This is a genomic window from Paraburkholderia hospita, from assembly GCF_002902965.1.
Taxonomy (GTDB): domain Bacteria; phylum Pseudomonadota; class Gammaproteobacteria; order Burkholderiales; family Burkholderiaceae; genus Paraburkholderia; species Paraburkholderia hospita.
Genome location: NZ_CP026105.1, coordinates 1,620,541 through 1,638,394, shown reverse-complemented (window position 1 = coordinate 1,638,394; position 17,854 = coordinate 1,620,541). Strand labels below are relative to the sequence as shown.

Annotated in this window: 20 protein-coding genes; 15 read left to right on the top strand and 5 right to left on the bottom strand. The window is 63.6% G+C overall.

Annotated features, from left to right (window positions below):
* Window position 1: 1 nt before the first annotated feature.
* Window positions 2–922: a LysR family transcriptional regulator gene (locus C2L64_RS07355; RefSeq protein WP_007587013.1), complete on the bottom strand. Its 921-nt coding sequence runs from the start codon at window positions 920–922 to the stop codon at window positions 2–4.
* Between the two features lie 174 nt (window positions 923–1,096).
* Here C2L64_RS07355 and C2L64_RS07350 point away from each other — a divergent pair, with 174 nt between their 5' ends.
* The 3 genes from C2L64_RS07350 (at window position 1,097) to C2L64_RS07340 (ending at window position 3,327) form a co-directional block, all read left to right on the top strand.
* Window positions 1,097–2,380: an aromatic ring-hydroxylating oxygenase subunit alpha gene (locus tag C2L64_RS07350; RefSeq protein ID WP_007587012.1), complete on the top strand. Its 1,284-nt coding sequence runs from the start codon at window positions 1,097–1,099 to the stop codon at window positions 2,378–2,380.
* Window positions 2,377–2,877 (top strand): aromatic-ring-hydroxylating dioxygenase subunit beta, encoded by a 501-nt coding sequence (locus C2L64_RS07345; RefSeq protein ID WP_090836052.1) that lies wholly within the window; start codon window positions 2,377–2,379, stop codon window positions 2,875–2,877. Before C2L64_RS07350 ends, C2L64_RS07345 begins: the two co-directional genes overlap by 4 nt.
* A 63-nt stretch (window positions 2,878–2,940) precedes the next feature.
* On the top strand, window positions 2,941–3,327 hold the full coding sequence (locus C2L64_RS07340) for a tautomerase family protein (protein ID WP_007587004.1): 387 nt from the start codon (window positions 2,941–2,943) through the stop codon (window positions 3,325–3,327).
* Between the two features lie 7 nt (window positions 3,328–3,334).
* On the opposite strand, the gene C2L64_RS07335 is transcribed toward C2L64_RS07340, so the two are convergent.
* Window positions 3,335–4,825 (bottom strand): PAS domain-containing sensor histidine kinase, encoded by a 1,491-nt coding sequence (locus C2L64_RS07335; protein WP_090836051.1) that lies wholly within the window; start codon window positions 4,823–4,825, stop codon window positions 3,335–3,337.
* A gap of 195 nt (window positions 4,826–5,020) precedes the next feature.
* Here C2L64_RS07335 and C2L64_RS07330 point away from each other — a divergent pair, with 195 nt between their 5' ends.
* From C2L64_RS07330 to C2L64_RS07310, 5 genes are read left to right on the top strand one after another with little or no spacing between them, the layout of a single operon-like run.
* Complete coding sequence (locus C2L64_RS07330; protein WP_086910202.1) at window positions 5,021–6,202, top strand: acyl-CoA dehydrogenase family protein; 1,182 nt, start codon at window positions 5,021–5,023, stop codon at window positions 6,200–6,202.
* Between the two features lie 51 nt (window positions 6,203–6,253).
* Window positions 6,254–6,631 (top strand): hypothetical protein, encoded by a 378-nt coding sequence (locus C2L64_RS07325; RefSeq protein ID WP_007586999.1) that lies wholly within the window; start codon window positions 6,254–6,256, stop codon window positions 6,629–6,631.
* A 3-nt stretch (window positions 6,632–6,634) separates the two neighbouring features.
* The gene (locus C2L64_RS07320) at window positions 6,635–7,162 is read left to right on the top strand and encodes a nuclear transport factor 2 family protein (RefSeq protein ID WP_007586997.1); all 528 of its coding nucleotides are present in this window, start codon (window positions 6,635–6,637) and stop codon (window positions 7,160–7,162) included.
* Window positions 7,159–8,298: an amidase gene (locus C2L64_RS07315; RefSeq protein ID WP_090836050.1), complete on the top strand. Its 1,140-nt coding sequence runs from the start codon at window positions 7,159–7,161 to the stop codon at window positions 8,296–8,298. Before C2L64_RS07320 ends, C2L64_RS07315 begins: the two co-directional genes overlap by 4 nt.
* Before the next feature lie 51 nt (window positions 8,299–8,349).
* Window positions 8,350–9,093, top strand: a complete 744-nt coding sequence (locus C2L64_RS07310; RefSeq protein WP_090836049.1) for an SDR family NAD(P)-dependent oxidoreductase — start codon at window positions 8,350–8,352, stop codon at window positions 9,091–9,093.
* A gap of 51 nt (window positions 9,094–9,144) precedes the next feature.
* On the opposite strand, the gene C2L64_RS07305 is transcribed toward C2L64_RS07310, so the two are convergent.
* Window positions 9,145–9,777, bottom strand: coding sequence for a response regulator transcription factor (locus C2L64_RS07305; RefSeq protein ID WP_176133866.1), 633 nt, complete (start codon window positions 9,775–9,777; stop codon window positions 9,145–9,147).
* Window positions 9,778–10,166: 389 nt separating this feature from the next.
* Here C2L64_RS07305 and hpaC point away from each other — a divergent pair, with 389 nt between their 5' ends.
* The gene (gene hpaC / locus C2L64_RS07300) at window positions 10,167–10,700 is read left to right on the top strand and encodes a 4-hydroxyphenylacetate 3-monooxygenase, reductase component (protein WP_090836047.1); all 534 of its coding nucleotides are present in this window, start codon (window positions 10,167–10,169) and stop codon (window positions 10,698–10,700) included.
* Between the two features lie 123 nt (window positions 10,701–10,823).
* A complete protein-coding gene (locus tag C2L64_RS07295) occupies window positions 10,824–11,123 on the top strand; it encodes a hypothetical protein (protein ID WP_090836046.1) in 300 nt (99 codons plus the stop codon).
* A gap of 106 nt (window positions 11,124–11,229) precedes the next feature.
* On the opposite strand, the gene C2L64_RS07290 is transcribed toward C2L64_RS07295, so the two are convergent.
* Window positions 11,230–11,769: a hypothetical protein gene (locus tag C2L64_RS07290; RefSeq protein ID WP_007744553.1), complete on the bottom strand. Its 540-nt coding sequence runs from the start codon at window positions 11,767–11,769 to the stop codon at window positions 11,230–11,232.
* 73 nt (window positions 11,770–11,842) lie between these two features.
* Window positions 11,843–12,505: a J domain-containing protein gene (locus C2L64_RS07285; RefSeq protein ID WP_086910199.1), complete on the bottom strand. Its 663-nt coding sequence runs from the start codon at window positions 12,503–12,505 to the stop codon at window positions 11,843–11,845.
* Between the two features lie 179 nt (window positions 12,506–12,684).
* Here C2L64_RS07285 and C2L64_RS07280 point away from each other — a divergent pair, with 179 nt between their 5' ends.
* The 5 genes from C2L64_RS07280 (at window position 12,685) to C2L64_RS07260 (ending at window position 17,824) form a co-directional block, all read left to right on the top strand.
* Complete coding sequence (locus tag C2L64_RS07280) at window positions 12,685–13,593, top strand: formate/nitrite transporter family protein (RefSeq protein WP_007744562.1); 909 nt, start codon at window positions 12,685–12,687, stop codon at window positions 13,591–13,593.
* Between the two features lie 265 nt (window positions 13,594–13,858).
* Entirely contained in the window at window positions 13,859–15,379 is a 1,521-nt protein-coding gene (locus C2L64_RS07275) for an esterase-like activity of phytase family protein (RefSeq protein WP_063749118.1), read from the top strand.
* 173 nt (window positions 15,380–15,552) lie between these two features.
* Window positions 15,553–16,332 carry a Pr6Pr family membrane protein gene (locus C2L64_RS07270; protein ID WP_090836045.1) on the top strand — a complete coding sequence of 260 codons (780 nt, stop codon included), beginning with the start codon at window positions 15,553–15,555 and terminating at the stop codon, window positions 16,330–16,332.
* Window positions 16,313–16,630, top strand: coding sequence for a high-potential iron-sulfur protein (locus tag C2L64_RS07265; RefSeq protein ID WP_079499718.1), 318 nt, complete (start codon window positions 16,313–16,315; stop codon window positions 16,628–16,630). Before C2L64_RS07270 ends, C2L64_RS07265 begins: the two co-directional genes overlap by 20 nt.
* A 105-nt stretch (window positions 16,631–16,735) precedes the next feature.
* Entirely contained in the window at window positions 16,736–17,824 is a 1,089-nt protein-coding gene (locus tag C2L64_RS07260) for a porin (RefSeq protein WP_244144593.1), read from the top strand.
* Window positions 17,825–17,854 lie beyond the last annotated feature (30 nt).

Here is a 17,854-nt window from a genome sequence, read left to right as displayed (position 1 = left end):
GCTACGTCTTGTCGAAGCGCTTCACCATTTCGGCCATCAGATCGCGCATCCACGCGATGCCTTCGTCTTCGTGGAAGTGCTCGTGCCAGTGCATCGTCACGGTGGCCTGTGGAATCGGCACAGGCAACGTGTAGATGCGAAACGCGTCGTTGCCGTTGAGAATACCTGCGAGCCTTTGCGGCAACGTCGCGAACAGATCGGTCACAGCCAGCACGCCAGGCAGCGCCACGAAGTGCGGCAACTGCAGCACGATGTTGCGGCCCACGCCTTGCGCGCGCAACGCATCGTCTAGCGCATGGTGACTGTGCTCGACGGAGCGGACCTGCACATGCGAGGCCTGCAGGAAATGTTCGAGACTCAACGCCGAACCTGCCGGCAGACCGCGGCGCTTGCGCGTCATACACACATACGTCTCTTCGAATAGCAGTTGATGGCGCGTGCGCGCCATCAACATCGGCAGATTGCCGATTGCGAAATCGAGCCTGCTGGAACGCAGCGCATCTTCTATCTCTTCCACGGGCAGCGGCTCGACCGATAGCTTCACGCGCGGCGCGCGCTCGTGCAACGCCTCGCAGATCGCAGGCAAATAAGCCATTTCTCCCGCATCCGACAGCGACAGCCGGAACGTGCGCGTGCTCGTCGCTGGGTCGAAGCTCTCCGCGTAACGCAGCGCCTCGCGCACCGTATCGAGCGCGCGGCCCACGATGCTTGCGAGTTCCAGCGCGATCGGCGTGGGCTGCATGCCCGAGCGCGTGCGGATGAATAGCGGGTCGTCGAACAACGTGCGCAAACGCGCCAGCGAATAGCTGATGGCGGGTTGCGACAGCGCAAGACGTTCGCCTGCTTTCGTGAGGCTGCGTTCATCGACGATCGCCTGAAACACGCGCAGCAGATTGAGATCGACGTGATCGATTGAGGTCATGGTGAGCTTCCGACTGGGTCTTGATTATTTGCCGGACTTATTGGCCGGCACATTTTTAATCGATTTGACGCATGATCGGTGCAAAGCGAGACTGATGTCAACGCGAAAGAAACACCACCTGTGTGCGCTTTCGTTCGATTTCACTTCCGACAATCACGTCCCGACACAACACCGATGAGCGACACTACCTGGCAAACCATCGACACCAGTACGCTGCGCGAGCGCGTCCACGCCGATCGCATCGCGCCCTCGCTGTACTACGATCCGAACCTGTTCGAAGCCGAACTCGAACGCATCTTCTACAAGACGTGGGTCTGGGTCGCGCATGAAAGTGAACTGCCGAACCCGGGCGACTTCCGCACCACCACGATCGGCCGGCAACCCGTGATCGTCGTGCGCGACAAGACGGGCGCGGTGAACGTGCTACAGAACCGCTGCCGCCATCGCGGCGCGACCGTGTGCGAAGAACACAAGGGCAACGCGAAGGGCTTCACGTGCCCGTATCACAGCTGGTCGTATGCTCTCGACGGCACGCTGCGCGCGCTGCCCTATGGCGACGGCTACGAAGGCGTGTGCGAGAAAGGCGACCTGCCGCTCGCGAAGCTGCGCGTCGGCATCTATCAAGGGCTGATCTTCGCGAGCTTCGATGAGAACGTCGAACCGCTCGAAGATTTTCTCGGCGGCGCGAAGCCGTGGATCGATCTGTTCATGAAGCAAGGCGCAGGCTTTCCGATCAAGGCCAATGGCGAACACAAGTTCAAGTTCAAGGGCAACTGGAAAATCCAGCTCGAGAACACGACGGACCTGTATCACTTCCCGGTCGTGCACAAGTCGTGGATGAAATCGATCGACGACGAAACGGCGGCCGCCATCACCAGTTTCATGACGAGCGATGACGCATTCTGCCGCTCGCTCGGCAACGGCCACAGCCTCGCCGTGCTGGTGCCGGAACTCGTCGATCTCGACAAGGACGATGGCGCACCGCTGCCCGAGCGCTTCAACGAACTGGCCGCGCAACTCGCCGAACGTCACACGCCGGAAGAAGTGCGGCGCATCGTGCGCTCGCTGATGGGCGTCGGCTTCAACCTGAATCTGTTCCCCAACCTCGCGCTGTCGATGGCGTTCTTCCGCGTGCTGCGCCCCATTTCCGCCGAAGAGACGGAAATCCGCCACGTCGCGCTCGCAATGGACGGCGGACCCGATGAAGCGAATCGCGTGCGCCTGCGCATTCACGAACACTTCCAGGGCCCGTTCGGTTTCGGCAGTCCCGATGACGCGGAAGCATGGGAACGCGTGCAGCGCGGCTCACATGCAGGCCCCGAAGTGCCGATTCTCGTCAACCGTGGATTGAATCGCGAAACGACGGCCGCGAACGGCGAAAAGACCGCACACGCAACGGATGAAACGGGCATGCGCGAAGCGTATCGCCAGTGGCGCGCAATGATGGAGCAGGCATGATGGACGATCGCAACGCACTCTTCTCGCAACAGACCTTCGCGCGCGCCATCGAATTCATCTGGCGCGAAGCTGAGATGCTCGATCGCCGCGACTATCGCGCGTGGCTCGAACTGTGGGACGCATCGGGCTTCTATGTCGTGCCGATCGGTCCACAGGCGACCGACTTTGCCGCGACGCTCAACTACGCGTACGACGACCAGCACATGCGCGAACTGCGTGTGCAGCGCATGGTGTCCGGCTATTCGGCCTCGGCCTCCGATGCGGCACGCACCGTACGCACGGTGTCGCGCTTCACGTTGACGAGCAATGCCGCCGATGTGGTCGAAGTGAAATCGGCGCAGGTGATCGTCGCGTACAAGCGCGGCGCGTCGACGATCTTCGCCGCCGATCTCACGCACAAGATCAGCTTCGCGACGGGCGAACCGCGACTCGTCGAAAAGGTGATTCGCCTGATCGACTCGACGGAAGCGTTGAGCGCGATCGGCTTCCTGCTGTGATCCTTTGATGCGCGATGCGCGCAGCGGCTACGCAAGGCCGCTGTGCGCGAGGAGCGAACCCCGATGCCTACACTTGAAGTCTATCTGCCGCATGGACACGACGAAGCGCGCAAAGCGTCGCTGATCCAGGGTCTCACGCAAGCGACGGTCGCCGCGATCGGCGCGCCTGCCGAAGCCGTGCGCATCCTGCTGAGCGAAATGCCCGGCACGCATTTCGGCCTGGGCGGCAAAACGGCGGCTCATGGTGCGCCGCCTTCGCTGCCCGTGATCGTCGCGATCCTGATTGCCGGCCGCACCGATGCGCAAAAAGAAGCGCTGATCGCCGCGTTATCCGAAACGGCCGCCGCCGTGCTCGATGCGCCGCTTCAGGCGACGCGCGTGATGATCAAGGACATTCCCAACACCGACTTCGGCATTGGCGGTCAGACGGCCCGCTCGCTTGGACGCTGAGACGAAGCTAGACGCCTGCATCGGGCGCGGGCGCGAGCTCAAGTGGCAACGCGACGCGGCATTCGAGTCCGCCGCCGTCTGCCGCTTGTGCCCAGATGCGTCCGCCGTGCCGCGTGACGATGTTCTTGCACAGCGAAAGGCCGATGCCGTTGCCGCACGCCTTCGAAGAAGAAAACCCGTCGAAGAGACGTTCGTGCGCGTCGGCGGGCACGCCGGGTCCGTTGTCGATCACGCGCAATTCGGCGCGCCCCTCCGCCATCGCTGTCGCGAGCGTCACGACGCCCGTCGTGCCCTTCGTTTCCGTCAATGCTTCGAGCGCATTGAACGCGAGATTCAAAATAACCTGGCCGATCAGCACGCGCTCGCAAAACACGGGCAATGCTTCGCTCGCCTGTTCGATCTGCACACGCACACCTGCTTCTTTCGCGCGCAATTCGATAAAGTACGCGACATCGCTGAGAATGTCGCGCAGATCGGTGTGCGTTTCAGTCGGCTCGCGCTTGACGATGTACTCACGCACGCTCTTGATGATGAGCGCCGCATGCTCGGCCTGACGGTCCGCGCTGCGCAGCCCCCAGATCGCGGAGTCGACGCTGCCCTGACTCAGCCGCTGAATTGCGCCTTCGATGAAATTTCGCACGGCGGCAAGCGGCTGACTCAACTCGTGCGCAATGGCCGTCGCCATCTCGCCCATTGCGTTATAGCGGCCCGCATATTCGAGCATGCGCGCTTCCGTGCGGCGTGCTTCTTCCGTCGCGACCTCGTCGCTGATGTCGCGAAAGTGAATCAGCAAGCCATTCAGGTCGTTTTCGATCGCAACTCGCCGGCACGTGATGCGCAACCAGCGCGTCGCACTGTCGCGGCGCCTGATCCGGTAGCGCTGCGCATGCGTCGGCTGCTCGCTCGTCGCGTGCCGCAACTGCGTGACGAGCCGGTTGCGATCGGCGGGCGTGCAGTAGTCGGACACGCCACCGAGCGCTTCACCCGGCCCCACGCCCAGCACGCGACGCCCCGACTCGCTGATGTATTCGAGCTTGCCACGTGGCGTCAGCACCGCCACGCCTTCGCCGAGATCCTGCATGAATTCGCGCAGGCGCGTTTCATAGCGGCGCAGCTTGCGCCGCGTCGCCTCTTCTTCGCTGATGTCGCGGAACTGCACCATCACGACGGCACGCTCGCGCAACGGCACATACGTCGCAATCGCTTCCGACAACATGTCGATACCCGCACGCGAGCGGTAACACCATTCGTACACCTGCGGCCCTTGCGTGATCGCGCGATCCATCGCGGCCACGCCGATCTCGCGCCGGTACTTCGGCTCGGGACGCGTCATGTCGGGCGCCTTGAGCGGCAGCAGTTCATCGAGAGAGAAACCCAACGCGACGCAAGCCGCGCGATTGGCCCACACGATCGCCTTCGTCTGCGCGTCGTGCAGCAGCACGCACAGCGTCAATGCGTCGAGCAGACGGTGAAAATCTTCTTCGGCGGGAAAGTTCATGATGCGCGAGCGACGGGGCTGGAGTGCAGGTGTAACCATAACATCGGCCTTATCTGTCACGTGTCTAAAGATTTCTTTAGGCGAGCGGGCGTCGATACCAGGAGACGCGGACCGGCGCCCCAATTGCTGCCGCCTTTTTGCATTTCTAGACTGGCCTGAACGTCAATAACGTCAAACGCGCTCAGGAGAATCGACATGTCAGCCGCCACTGCCCTCGCCACAAGCAACGTCCACACGCTGCAATCGGAACCCGCCGATGCCTTGCCCCTCGACGCGGTGATCGAAGAAATCGCCGCGCGTCGCGACGAGTTCGATCGGCTGTCGCACGTGCCGCGCGATGTGATCGCGAAGCTCAAGCGCGCCGGCATCTATCGCGCGGGCACGCCTCGGCGCTTCGGCGGCGATGCACGCGCACCGGGTGAATTCCTCGCGATGATCGAACGTATTGCGGTCGCGGACGGCTCGGCTGCATGGGTCGCGAGCTTCGGCAGCGCGAACGTGTACCTCGCCGCGCTGCCGCTCGCGACACAACAAGCGATCTACGCGGCAGGCCCCGATCAGGTCTTCGCTGGCGGCCTCTTTCCCGTGCAGACCGCGCAACCCGCGCCCGGCGGCTGGCGCGTGAACGGTACCTGGAAATTCGCGAGCGGCTGCAAGGGCGCGGACTGGCTCGGTGTCGGTATCGGCGTGGGCAAGGATGGAGGCGCACCCGGCAAACCGCGCACCGCCGTGTTTCGTCCCGCGCAGGTCGAGATCGTCGAGAACTGGGACGTGGTCGGCATGCAGGGCACGGGCAGCCACGATCTGCGCGTCAGCGACCAGTTCGTCGCCGACGACTGGACCTTCGTGCGCGGCGGAACACCGACAGTCGATGAACCGCTGTATCGCTATCCGACCATCGCGTACGCGGCCCAGGTGCTTGCCGTCGTGAACCTTGGTCTCGCGCGCTCGGCGCTCGATGTCGCCAATCAGATGGCGGGCGGCCGCAAGACGACGACGGGCGCGCCGCAACTCGCCGACCGCGCGTACTACCGGATCGAACTCGCAAAGGCCGAAGCGCAGTTGCGCTCGGCGCGCGCGTTCTTCTACGAATCGACGGACGAAGTGTGGCAGTCGATCCTCGCCGGCAACGACGTGACGCCCGATCAGGTCAGCCTGCTGCGCCTCGCGGCCACGCAGATCGCGCGCGAAGGCGCGGACGTGGTGGGACGCGCGTACCGGCTGGGTGGCACGATGGCGATCTATCGCTCGCATCCGCTGCAGCGTCTGATGCGGGACGCGATGGTCGTCACGCAGCACGCGTTTCTCGGCGAAGGCAACTACGACGGCGCGGGCGCCGTGTTCGTCGGCGTACCGCCGATTCCCGGCTATCTGTAACTGCGTTGGATACCTTTCATTTCAGGCCTGTTTTCAAGGGAGTTTCGTTTCATGACTGACAATCGTTCGCTGCCGTTGCGTGTGCTGTTCTGCTGCGGCGTCACGCAGAATTTCTTCGACTTGCCGCGCGAGAAGATCGGCGAGGTATGGCAGGCCTACGGCAAGATGCTGGCCGCCGTCGAAGCGATGGACAACGTGCGTGTGCTCGGCGTGATGGACGACGACCGGCTCGTCGTCGGTCAGTCGGATGGCGCGCCATGGACGTTCTACATCATGGCCGACGTCGCCGATTTCGACACGGCCGTGGCCGTGTGCAATCTGTACCGCACGACGCCCGTCGGCGAATACAACCTGTGGCGCTACGGCAAGATCGAGGCGCGCGTCGGACGTGCGTTGACGGTGCCGCCTGCTGCGCAGAACGCGTCCTGAGCCATGAGCACAATCACCCTGCCATCGGACACGATTGAAGCCTTGTTGGCCCGCGTCGCGTCGCTCGAAGCCGAAAACGCGGTCCGCAAGACCATTGCGCGCTATATGGCCTTGTGCGATGTGCCCTCGGGTACGCTCGACGGCGAGACGCTTGCCGCGCTGTTCACGCAAGACGCGATCTGGGAAGGCATCGGCCCGCAGTACACGCAGAAGTTTGGCCATCTGCGCGGGCATGAGGCTATCCTTGCAATGCTGCAGCGTTATCTGCCCCCCGTGCCGCACTTCGCGACCAACGTGCATTTCCTGACGTCGGAGACGATCGCCGTTGACGGCGCGCGCGCGAAAGGCCGCTGGATCATGCTGCAGGCGTCGGGTTATGTCGATGCGCGCGCCGAACTGATCGCCGCGCGGCTCGAAATCGACTTCGTGCCCGCGCAGGACGGCCGCAACTGGCTGATCCAGCACTTTCGCACCGAGCGCCTCTTCGATGCGCCCTGGCAAGTCAACGCTCGCAAGGACACGACCTCATGACTGCATTCATCAGCGAATTCACGCTGAGCGCGGACCCTGCCGCGCAAGGCCCGACCATCGCCATCAAGGACTCGATCGACGTAGCCGGCTATCCGACTACGGGTGCAAGTCGCTCGCTCGCCGACGCGCCGCCCGCCGCCGCGCATGCCGAAGTCGTCCAGCGTCTGCTCGATGCGGGCTGGCGTATCACCGGCAAGACCAACATGCACGAACTCGCGTTCGGCATGACGGGCATCAACGACTACACGGGCACGCCCGTCAACCCGCAGGACGCCGCGCGGATTCCCGGCGGCTCGTCGAGCGGATCGGCGTCGGCAGTCGGAGCGAAACTCGTCGATGCCGCGCTCGGCACCGACACGGGCGGCTCGATTCGCGGACCGGCCGCATGCTGCGGCGTGATCGGACTCAAGCCGACGTTCGGGCGCGTGTCACGCAAAGGCGCCGTGCCGCGTGAATCCACGCTCGATTGCGTGGGTCCGTTCACCCGCGATATCGCGACCTTGGTCGATGCAATGGCGGCTATCGCACCCGCGTTCGATACGAACGCAGCGAAACGCGTGAACGCAAGCGCAAACGTCGCGATCGTTTCCGTCGACGCAGATGCGGCCATCCGCCAGGGCGTGGAGCGCGCGGTGCAGATCGCGGCTTTTGCGTCACGCGCGATCGATCTGGACCACCTGAAAGAAGCCTTCGAAGCGGGCCTCGCCGTCATCAACGTAGAAACGGCGCGCGCATTCGCGCATCTCGTCGAAACGGGCAAGCTTGGCGCGGATGTCGACGCACGCTTACGCGTAGCGGTGCAAACGAACCAGGCGCAACTCGACGCTGCCGAGCACGCGCGGCGCGCATTCACGGCCGCCGTCGATCGCGCACTCGAGAACGCCGACGTCTTGGTACTGCCGACCTTGCCCACCTTGCCAATCACGATCGAAGCCGCGCGCAACGGCACGCCCGTCCTCACGATGTCGTCGCTGATCCGTCCGTTCAATCTGAGCGGGCATCCCGCGCTGAGCTTGCCGATCCCGATTGAAGGCTCGCCGATGAAGGCAGGCTTGCAGATTGTCGGGCGTAAAGGCGCGGACGAACAGGTGTGCGCTGTCGCCGCGCACTTCGAAGCGGCGCTTGCCGCCTCTTGAGATCAACGGCGTGCGTTCAGGTGGACGCACGCAGCGAAGGAATCATTGCTCATGTCGAACAGAGTCGTCATCGTGACGGGCGCGGCGCGCGGATTGGGCGCCGTCGTCGCGAAGCATTTTCACAGCGAGGGTTACAAGGTCGCACTAGCCGATATCGCATTCGATGCCGCGAATGCGCTTGCCACTGAACTGAGCGCGCATCAAGAAACCGCGTGCGCGATCGCACTCGATGTCACACGCAAGCAGGACTTCGAAGCCGCACGCGATGCGTTGATCGCGCGTTGGGGGCAGGTCGATGTGCTCGTGAACAACGCGGGTGCGTCGAAGGTCGTGCCTGTGATGGAGATCAGCGCCGACCAGTTCGATCAGGTGATCGACATCAATCTGCGCAGCGTGCTGTTTGGCTGCCAGGTGTTCGGCCAGTATTTCGCCGATCGCGGCGCGGGACGCATCGTCAATATCGCTTCACTCGCGGGACAGAATGGCGGCTCGGCAACGGGCGCGCATTATGCGGCGGCGAAAGGCGGCGCGATCACGTTGACCAAGGTGTTCGCGCGCGATCTCGCCGCGCACGGCGTGACCGTCAATGCCATCTCGCCGGGACCGCTCGATCTGCCCATCGTTCACGAAAGCGTGCCCGCCGACAAACTCGACAAGGTCATTTCGAGCATCCCCGGCGGGCGTCTCGGTTCGGCGGACTATGTGGCGCAGGTCGCCGTGCTGCTCGCATCGGGCGATGCATATTTCGCTAACGGCGCGTGCTGGGATGTGAACGGCGGGCTTTACATGCGATAAAACATTGAGGAAACGGCACGGCACTTTTCACTGAAGCCGTGCCGTTCGATATCATTCACGCCCGCCCTCGCCCGGACTCCACACGGCCATCACATCGCGCACCAGCGTCGCGATAGACGTGGCCCCGAGCTTGTCCTTGATGCTCGCGCGATGCACGTCGACCGTTTTCACGCTGATCGACAGATCCGACGCAATGCGCTTGCTGCCCTTTCCGTCCAGCACGCCGCGCAGCACTTCCTTTTCTCGCGCTGTCAGCGACTCGATCCGTTGACGCAGATCGCGAAGCTTCTGATCCGCCGCATGCCGTTGCGCCGCGAGTTTCATCGCGCGCTGGATGCGCTCGAGCATCTGCTGCGAGTTGTACGGCTTTTCGACGAAATCAATCGCACCGTTCTGCAACGCGCGCACGGACATAGGAATGTCGCCGTGCCCGCTGACGAAAATAATCGGCAAGGTCGCACCGCGCGCGTTGAGTTCAGCTTGTACGTCGAAGCCGCTCGTCTCCGGCATCCGCACGTCGAGCACGAGACACGCCGGTACGTTCGCGTCGAATGCCCGCAGGAAATCCGCGGCATTCGCAAACCCTTCCGACTTCACGCCGACCGACTCCAGCAGCCACGCCAGCGATGTGCGCATGCCAGTGTCGTCATCGACGATATACACGACTGGCGCGGGCGAATGGATGGGTGGGGTCTTGCTGGCTGGACTCATGTCTTGAACCTGTCTGCAACGCGCGCCGTATGTTTGACCGGCTGTCTCCACGCGTTAGCTGTTTAATTTTGAGAAAGCTCATCATAACCAGCGCAAATTCGCGTGCAAAGCCTTTATTGCAGGCCTGATCGCGTTACAGCACAGGCTAACGCGCAATGCGCAGATGCGTTTCGAATGCAACCTGGTAAAACCTTTAGACGGGTCGGGAAGCGTGCCAACACGCGTGCCACTCGCGCGGATTTTTTTCATGCGACGCATGCCGTACGCTTGATGCATGGGATCGTCGTGCGCGCAACCATCGCGGGCGAGCGGTCGATTCAAGCGGTCGATTCACAGCGACCACCGTGCAGGGAGCCACTCACATGTCCGATATGCAACGCCCGACCATGCTCGACCCCAACGATGCGCGCAAGCAGTTCCGCCAGGCGATGGCGCATCTGGGCGCGGCCGTCAACATCATCACGACGTCCGGCGAGTCCGGGCGCTGCGGCATCACGGCGAGCGCGGTCTGCTCCGTGACGGATGCGCCGCCCACGCTGCTGGTCTGCATGAACCGTTCGAGCGCGATGCATGCCGTGTTCGAGCGGAATCGCAACGTCTGCATCAACGTGCTGCCCGGTCATCACGAACTGCTCGCGCGGCACTTCGCCGGGCTCACGCAACTGCCGATGGAAGCGCGCTTCAGCCTGCCGATCTGGGACGAAGGCCCGCACGGCGTGCCGGTACTGCGCGATGCGCTCGCGAGCCTGCAAGGAACGATCGTCGATCTGAAGGAAGTGGGTTCGCACTCGGTGATGTTCGTCGAGGCCACGCAGATTCGCGTGTGCGCCGACGGTGACAGTCTCATCTACTTCGACCGCCAGTTTCATCGCGTGCCGAGACTGTGCGCGGCTTGAGCGCTGCCTGAACGCTGTTACCCTGCGTTACTTTTCTCGCACGGCTGTAGCACCTGTGTCCGACACGCGCCCCTAGACTGAAGCCGAATTCAGTGACGCGCATCCATGCGCAGGGAGCAAAAAATGAAGAAGATGATGCTTGGTGCAGCTATTGGTGTGGCGATGCTGGCGGCTTCGGCGGCTGCTTCGGCGCATGTCGACGTCGCCGTCGGTCTCGGCGTGCCGGGCATGATCGTGCCCGCTCAGCCGGTGTACGCTGCGCCCGCGCCCGTTGCCGTCGGCTACGGCTACGGCGACGGCGACGACTGGCGCGAGCGCCGCGAATGGCGCGAGCATCAGTGGCGTGAACGCGAGTGGCGCCGTCACGAAGCCTGGCGTGAGCATGCGTGGCACGAGCGTCAACGTGAACGCTGGGGTTACTGATCGTAGTGTCCGATCGCGCGCTGTGTCATTGAACGCGTGATCTTCTATCGCCTCGCTATGGCCGGAATCAAACCGGCTGTCGCGAGGCGATGTCGTTCCTGCTACATCACGCGCCTGGCTTCCACGGCCATGTGGGATACAAACCTCCGTTGCTCTCGACGCTATCACGCTGCGGATCGCTGCCCTCGCCGGCGCGCTCGACGTCGGCGTCATTTGTGCGCGTGTCGGTTTCATCGGATGGCTGCGCCGTTTCGGCGGCCTGTACGGGTTCCTCCGTGAAACGCAGCGCATCGCCGAACCATTCGACCTCGCGCTTCATCGCGTCGACGTACGTGCGCCAGCCGGCGCGATCGTCCGCGAACAGATGGTCGTGCACGGCAAGCGCAAGGCGCGTGTAGTCCACCTGCTCTTCAAGGAGCAGCGCGGGCCATTCCGCAAACGATGCGCTCGCGCGTTTCGCAAACTCCGCCGCCTTCATCTTCGGCGAGACAGTCGTGAGCCATGCGTGCGCGGCCAGTTCCGGATGGGCGTTCAGCAGATGATGCACGGTGTGATGTTTTGCGTCGGCGGCGAGCGCCGTGGAGAGGGTTTGCAGCGCGTCGCCGAGATGCAGCAGCAACGCGCGTCGTTCAAAAGCGTCTTTCATCGAAGCATGTCCGTGCGTAAGTCCAGCGTGCCATATTGGATGGCACGCGGTGTGAAGCGAAAATCGCGGCGCGCTATGAGCGTATGCCGAAAAAGCCCTGCCACAGCGAATCGAACAGACCCGCGCTGCGCGGTTCCTGCGCAGGCTTGTCGTGTTTCGTTGCTGCGGGCTGAGGTTGCGAAGGCGCGTCTTCCGCAACAGGTTCGCGTGATGACGCAGCCGTGGCGACGGGGTCCGCCCGATCGGCATCAGCCGTATCAGCGGATTCACCTGCCTGCGCTGCGTGCCGCGACTGCTGCAAGGCCCACACGCTATCGGCGATGCGCTGCGCCACGTCGGCGTCGCAATCGCGTCCGAGCAGCACGCCGAACAGCACATCGCGGTTATGGCCTTCGTCGGCATAGCGCATTGCCACGCCGACCATCTGCGTGTACTTCGCCTCCGCCTCGGCCTTGGCCTTGCGCGCCCGCGCCGCCTCGACTTCGCGCTGACGCCTTTCGAGCGCCTCATATTGGCGCATCTCCTGCGCGTAGACGGCGTCGTAGACCTTGCGCTGATTGTCGTCGGAGAGGAGCGCGTATGCGTCCTTGATCTCCTGGAAGGCCGCGCGTGCGACCTCTTCCTGTCCGGCGTTGCGGTCCGGATGCCACTTCATCGCGGCCTTCCGGTACGCCCGTTTGATCTCTTCCGAGGTGGCGTCTTGAGACACGCCAAGCTTCGCGTAAAGGGTTGCCATGTCGCGTTGGGTCTCGCTTGCAGACGGTTGCAGATGACGGTCGCGTTCATCGTAGCACGGCGCTCCTCGTCGCTCGACACGAGGCTGGTCCGACAAAAAGTGCGGACATGTCCTCGCTTTTCGGGCACCGTTTTTGCGACTGCCATGGATGCGCGCATACAGCGTACGAGCGAGCGGCCATGACGAAAGACACCATCCAGCACGAACGACATCCTGACACGACCGATCGTGCCACGCCGCCCGACCACCCGGAAAAAGCCGGTGCGGAATCACCGCATCTGGATGCGGGCGAGAAGGACCAGGCCGCGCAACACACGGCGCCGCACGCGTTGATGCTGCACGAGATCGTGCGCGAAGAGGGCGAAGCCGCGCTGGAGCGCACTGTCATCGCGCTCGTGTGGTCATCGCTGGCAGCGGGACTGTCGATGGGATTTTCGTTTCTCACGACAGCCGTTCTCCAGGCCGGCCTGCCCGATACGTCGTGGCGGCATCTCGTGTCGAGCTTCGGCTACACGACGGGCTTCGTGCTCGTCATCATGGGGCGTCAGCAGCTCTTTAGCGAAAGCACGCTGACTGTCGTGCTGCCCGTGCTGACGCGGCGCGATCTCGACTGCTTGCTGAAGGCGCTGCGCCTATGGATCGTCGTGCTGTTCTGCAATCTGCTCAGTTCGTGGGCTTTTGCAGCGATGCTGCGCTTGCCCGGCGTATTCGAAGCGGACGTCGTCGACGCGCTCGACGAGACGGCGCGCTCCGCCGTCGGTCCCGCCAATACCTTTCCGACCTTCATACGCGCCGTGTTGGGCGGATGGCTGATCGCGCTGATGGTGTGGCTGCTGCCGAGCGCGCGCTCCGCGCGCCTGCTGACCGTCGTGCTGATCACGTGGGTGGTCGCGGTGGCGAAGCTGTCGCACATCATCGCGGGATCGACGGAAGTCGCGTATGCGGTGCTGGCGGGCGACGCGTCGATGGCCGACTACTTCGGCCGCTTCCTGCTGCCGACGCTCGCGGGCAACGTGGTGGGCGGCATGACGCTCGTCGCGCTGCTGAATCATGCGGCAATCGCGCCGGAAATCAGCGAGCGGCGCTGACCGTAGCTTGCGCTGCACCGTGCCCATTCATGCGGCACGGGTCTGAGTGCGCTTTCGTCGATGACGCTTGCTCATGCGAATGTGCGCTTGCGCACACAGCGCGCCCCACGCCGGCGCGCCGTCACAATTCGGACATACATGTCACGCAGTATCGGTCCCCGGAAATAAAAAGTAAGAAACCTTGCGTCCGGTCGCCAGTCTGCTTTCTTTTGCCGTACGCGCCCGGCGCCGCCTCCATCGCATTGATCCTCCAAGGGACATTCCTGTGCTGCGCTCATCGCTCTTCACCCGCACCATGATCGGTGCCATCGCCTCGCTTGCGGCGCTCGCCGCTGCTCCCGCCGCTCACGCCTCCGTCGATCTGATCGCCATCGGCAAGCTCGACGGCAATCTGCTCGACAAGTCGAAGGAGACGTCGGGCAAGCTCGAAAACGGTGCGCCTGGCAACCTGCTCGGCGGTCTCGGCTCAGGTATCGGCTACGCGGGTTGCCATACGTTCCTCGCCGTGCCCGATCGCGGCCCGAACGCGATCTCGTACAACAAGGCGATCGACGACACCGCGTCGTACATCAACCGCTTCCAGACGCTGCGTCTGCACCTGGAAGACGCGCCGAAGGGTGCGTCGCTGCCGTTCACGCTGACGCCGAAGCTCGTCGACACGACGCTGCTGCATACGTCCGATCGTCTCGTCTATGGCACGGGCGCCGCGTATGGCGTGCCGAACGGCGCGCCGAAGCTCAACCGCGACAACCACACGAACTACTTCACGGGCCGCTCGGACAACTTCGATCCGACGCATCTGTCGACGTATCCGCTCGATGGCCGCTTCGATCCCGAAAGCATCCGCATCGCGAACGACGGCGACAGTGTATTTATCTCCGACGAATACGGCCCTTACGTCTATCGCTTCGACCGCAAGAGCGGCCGCCGCATTGCGACGTACAAGCTGCCCGATACGTTCGCTGTGTCGACGCTCTCGCCCGTCGGCAACGACGAGATCAGCATCAACACGTCGGGCCGCGTCGCGAACAAGGGCATGGAAGGTCTCGCGATCTCGCCCGACGGCACCACGCTGTTCGGCGCGATGCAAAGCCCGCTGATTCAGGACGGCGGTACGGACGCCCCGTACACGCGTATCGTGAAGATCGACATCCGCACGGGCCGCACGACGCAATACGCGTATCAGCTGACGAACATCGGCACGGCGTCCAAGCCGAAGTACCCGACCATCAGCGACGTGCTCGCGATCAACGATCACGAACTGCTCGTCGACGAGCGCGACGGCAAGGGTCTCGGCGACAACTCGACGGCTGTGTTCAAGCAGATCAATCACATCGACCTGACGGGCGCAGCGGACGTGAGCCAGGCAAGCGGCGCAAGCGGCCTCGCGCCGTTTGCAGTGAAGAAGACCCTGTTCCTCGATATCGTCGCGGCGCTGACGGCCCACGGCTACAACGCGAACGACATTCCCGCGAAGATCGAAGGCATCGCGTTCGGCCCGGACGTGACGGTGCGCGGCGTGAAGAAGCACACGCTCTACGTCGCGAACGACAACGACTTCATCGCGACCGTCACCGACACGAACCATCCGTCGGGTATCGCGAATCCGAACCAGTTCTTCGTGTTCGCGATCGACACGTCGGATCTGCCCGACTATGTCGCGCAGCGCCTGCCGGGCGTGTCGAAGAACGGCCGCGATCACGATCATGACAACGTCTGCGGCCGCGATGACGACGATCACGATCATGACCATGGTCACGATGACCATGATGGCCACGGTCACTGATATCGTGCATTGAGTTTCTGCGTCCCTGTCGGACGATGATGGGACGATGTAACGGGCCGGCCGCAGCAATCTGCGGACCGGCTCTTTTTTTGACTGATTTCGGCTGCTAGTCCGGCTGCGCTTCGACACGCACAGCGTCTGCACGTGACGCTTCACGCGTATAGAATCGACGCATGAAGAAGCCTGTGTCCCCCGCTGTGCGCCGAGATACGCCACCGCCCGGCATCATCGAGCCGGAGTTGCCGCTGCACGCGCCGAGCATTGCATCCGTCGCGCTCGCCATGTCGATCGCGCTGATTTCGTGGCTCGCGTTCGCCGCGCAGACGGACATCACCGTGCATCGCATGCTGTCGCGCGGCTTCGGCGTGATCGACGGCATCGAACGGCTCACCAGCTATCTGACCAATCTGACCATTTTCACTTGCGCGCTGTGCTTCACCTGCGTCGCCTGCTTCACGCGTCGCAGCCCGCCGCTCGTGCGCTTTTTCCGGCAACCCACGGTCGTGACGGCCGTGACCTGCTATATCGTGTTCGTCGGCGTCGCCTACAACCTGCTGCTGCGCCATCTGTGGACGCCGTCGGGCTGGCGCATGCTGCTCAACGAAACCCTGCACACCGTCGTGCCGATGCTCGCCGCGCTCTACTGGCTGCTGTTCGTGCCGCGCTTTCATCTAACGCTGCGCCATCTGCTGGGGTGGCTCGTGTTCCCGCTCGGCTATCTCGCGCTGACCATGTTGCGCGGCGCGCAGTCGGACTTCTATCCTTATCCGTTCATCAACGTCAGCGAGCTTGGCTACGAACGCGCGCTGCTCAACGCGAGCCTGCTCGTGCTCGCATTCGTGCTGCTGATGGCCGTGTTCGCCGCGATCAATCAGCGGCGGCCGATGCCGTCCTTCACATCTGCCTCACCGCCTCGCCCACCAGAGACCGATCATGACAACAACCCGGCGTGAGTTCATCGTCGTGGGCCTCGGCTCCGCCGTCGGCCTGTGCGCAGCGCTCGCCGCGAGCCGCGACGCACGCGCCGACGACAAGCTGAGCGAAAGCGATCCCGCAGCGAAAGCGGTCGGCTACGTGAGCGCCGCAACGAAAGTCGACAAGGCGCGCTTTCCAGCCTACCAGGCCGGGCAGACCTGCAACAACTGCTCGCTGTTCCAGGGCAGTCCCACGGATGCATGGGGCGGCTGCACGCTGTTCGGGACGAAGCAGGTGGCGGGCGGCGGCTGGTGCAGTTCTTACACGAACATGTAGTGCGCCTTGCGCTGGTGAGGTTCGGTTAGTATTCGCTGGTATCTGCATGCGGCAGTGTCGTCGATGGCGTTGCGCCCTCGCGACTCCATAACAATCGCCCGAGAGATGCCAACGTCCGTCACGTCCAGCCGGCTGCCGCTTCCTGATCCATGCTCCCCTTCGCGGCGACGCTTTGTAGCGCTCGTTGCCGTGTGCCGTCTGCTCGCCCTCGTCTGTCTGCTCGTCGCTGCGTCGCCATCCCGTGCGCAAGGCTCCGTGACGCTCTACGGGTTGATCGACACCAGCATCGAAGTGACCAATCCCGGCAGCGGCTATGTCGCGCGCATGGACTCGGGCGCGTATCGCGGCACGCGCTTCGGCCTGCACGGTAGCGAGCCGCTCGGCGATGGCAACAGCCTCGTCTTCACACTGGAGAACGGCTTCGATTCGGCAAGCGGCGCGTTCTCGGTGCCGGGCAGCATTTTCAACCGGCAGGCATGGATCGGTGCGCACGGCGCGTGGGGCGAGTTGCGCGCCGGCCGGCAGTATTCGCCCCTCTACATTCCGTTCAAGGGGCAACTCGACGCCTTCGGCGCCGGCACGATCGCATCCGGACTGAACAACCTGTCGAAGATCACGCCCTATACCGACAATGCGTTCGCCTATCTGTCGCCGACCATCGGTGGCTTCAGCGCGACGGGTATGGTTGCGCTGCGCGATCCGGGTGACGGCAACGGCATCGGCGGCTACTACGTGACAGCCGAGTGGGCGCTCGACGGCATGAAGCTGCTCTACGCGCACCAGCAGACACATGGCGACGGCGCCTTGCGCGCGAACTTCGCGGGCGCGTCGTACCAGTGGGGCGCGCTCACAGGCTTCGTCGCGTACTTCAACGGCGACGGCGGAACGCCGCGCTATCACGACGACGGGCTCTCGGTGTCCGCTCTATGGCAGATCACGCCGCAAGCGAGTGCATCCGTCGGTTACGCGCACGCGCGCGACCGCAGCGGCGGTGACAACGACGCCGATCAGTTCAGCATCGCGTTCGACTATCAGGTATCGAAGGCGCTGTTGCTCTATCTCAGCGCCGCCGACCTCGAAAATCGCGGACAGGCCACCTTCACGCTGCGCGGCGTGAACGTGACGGGCATCCCCGTCGCTTATCCGGGGGCGCCCGTTCGTGGCGTGCAGATCGGGATGATCGAGCGGTTCTAGCACGATGCACTATCGTGCGCGTCGAACTAT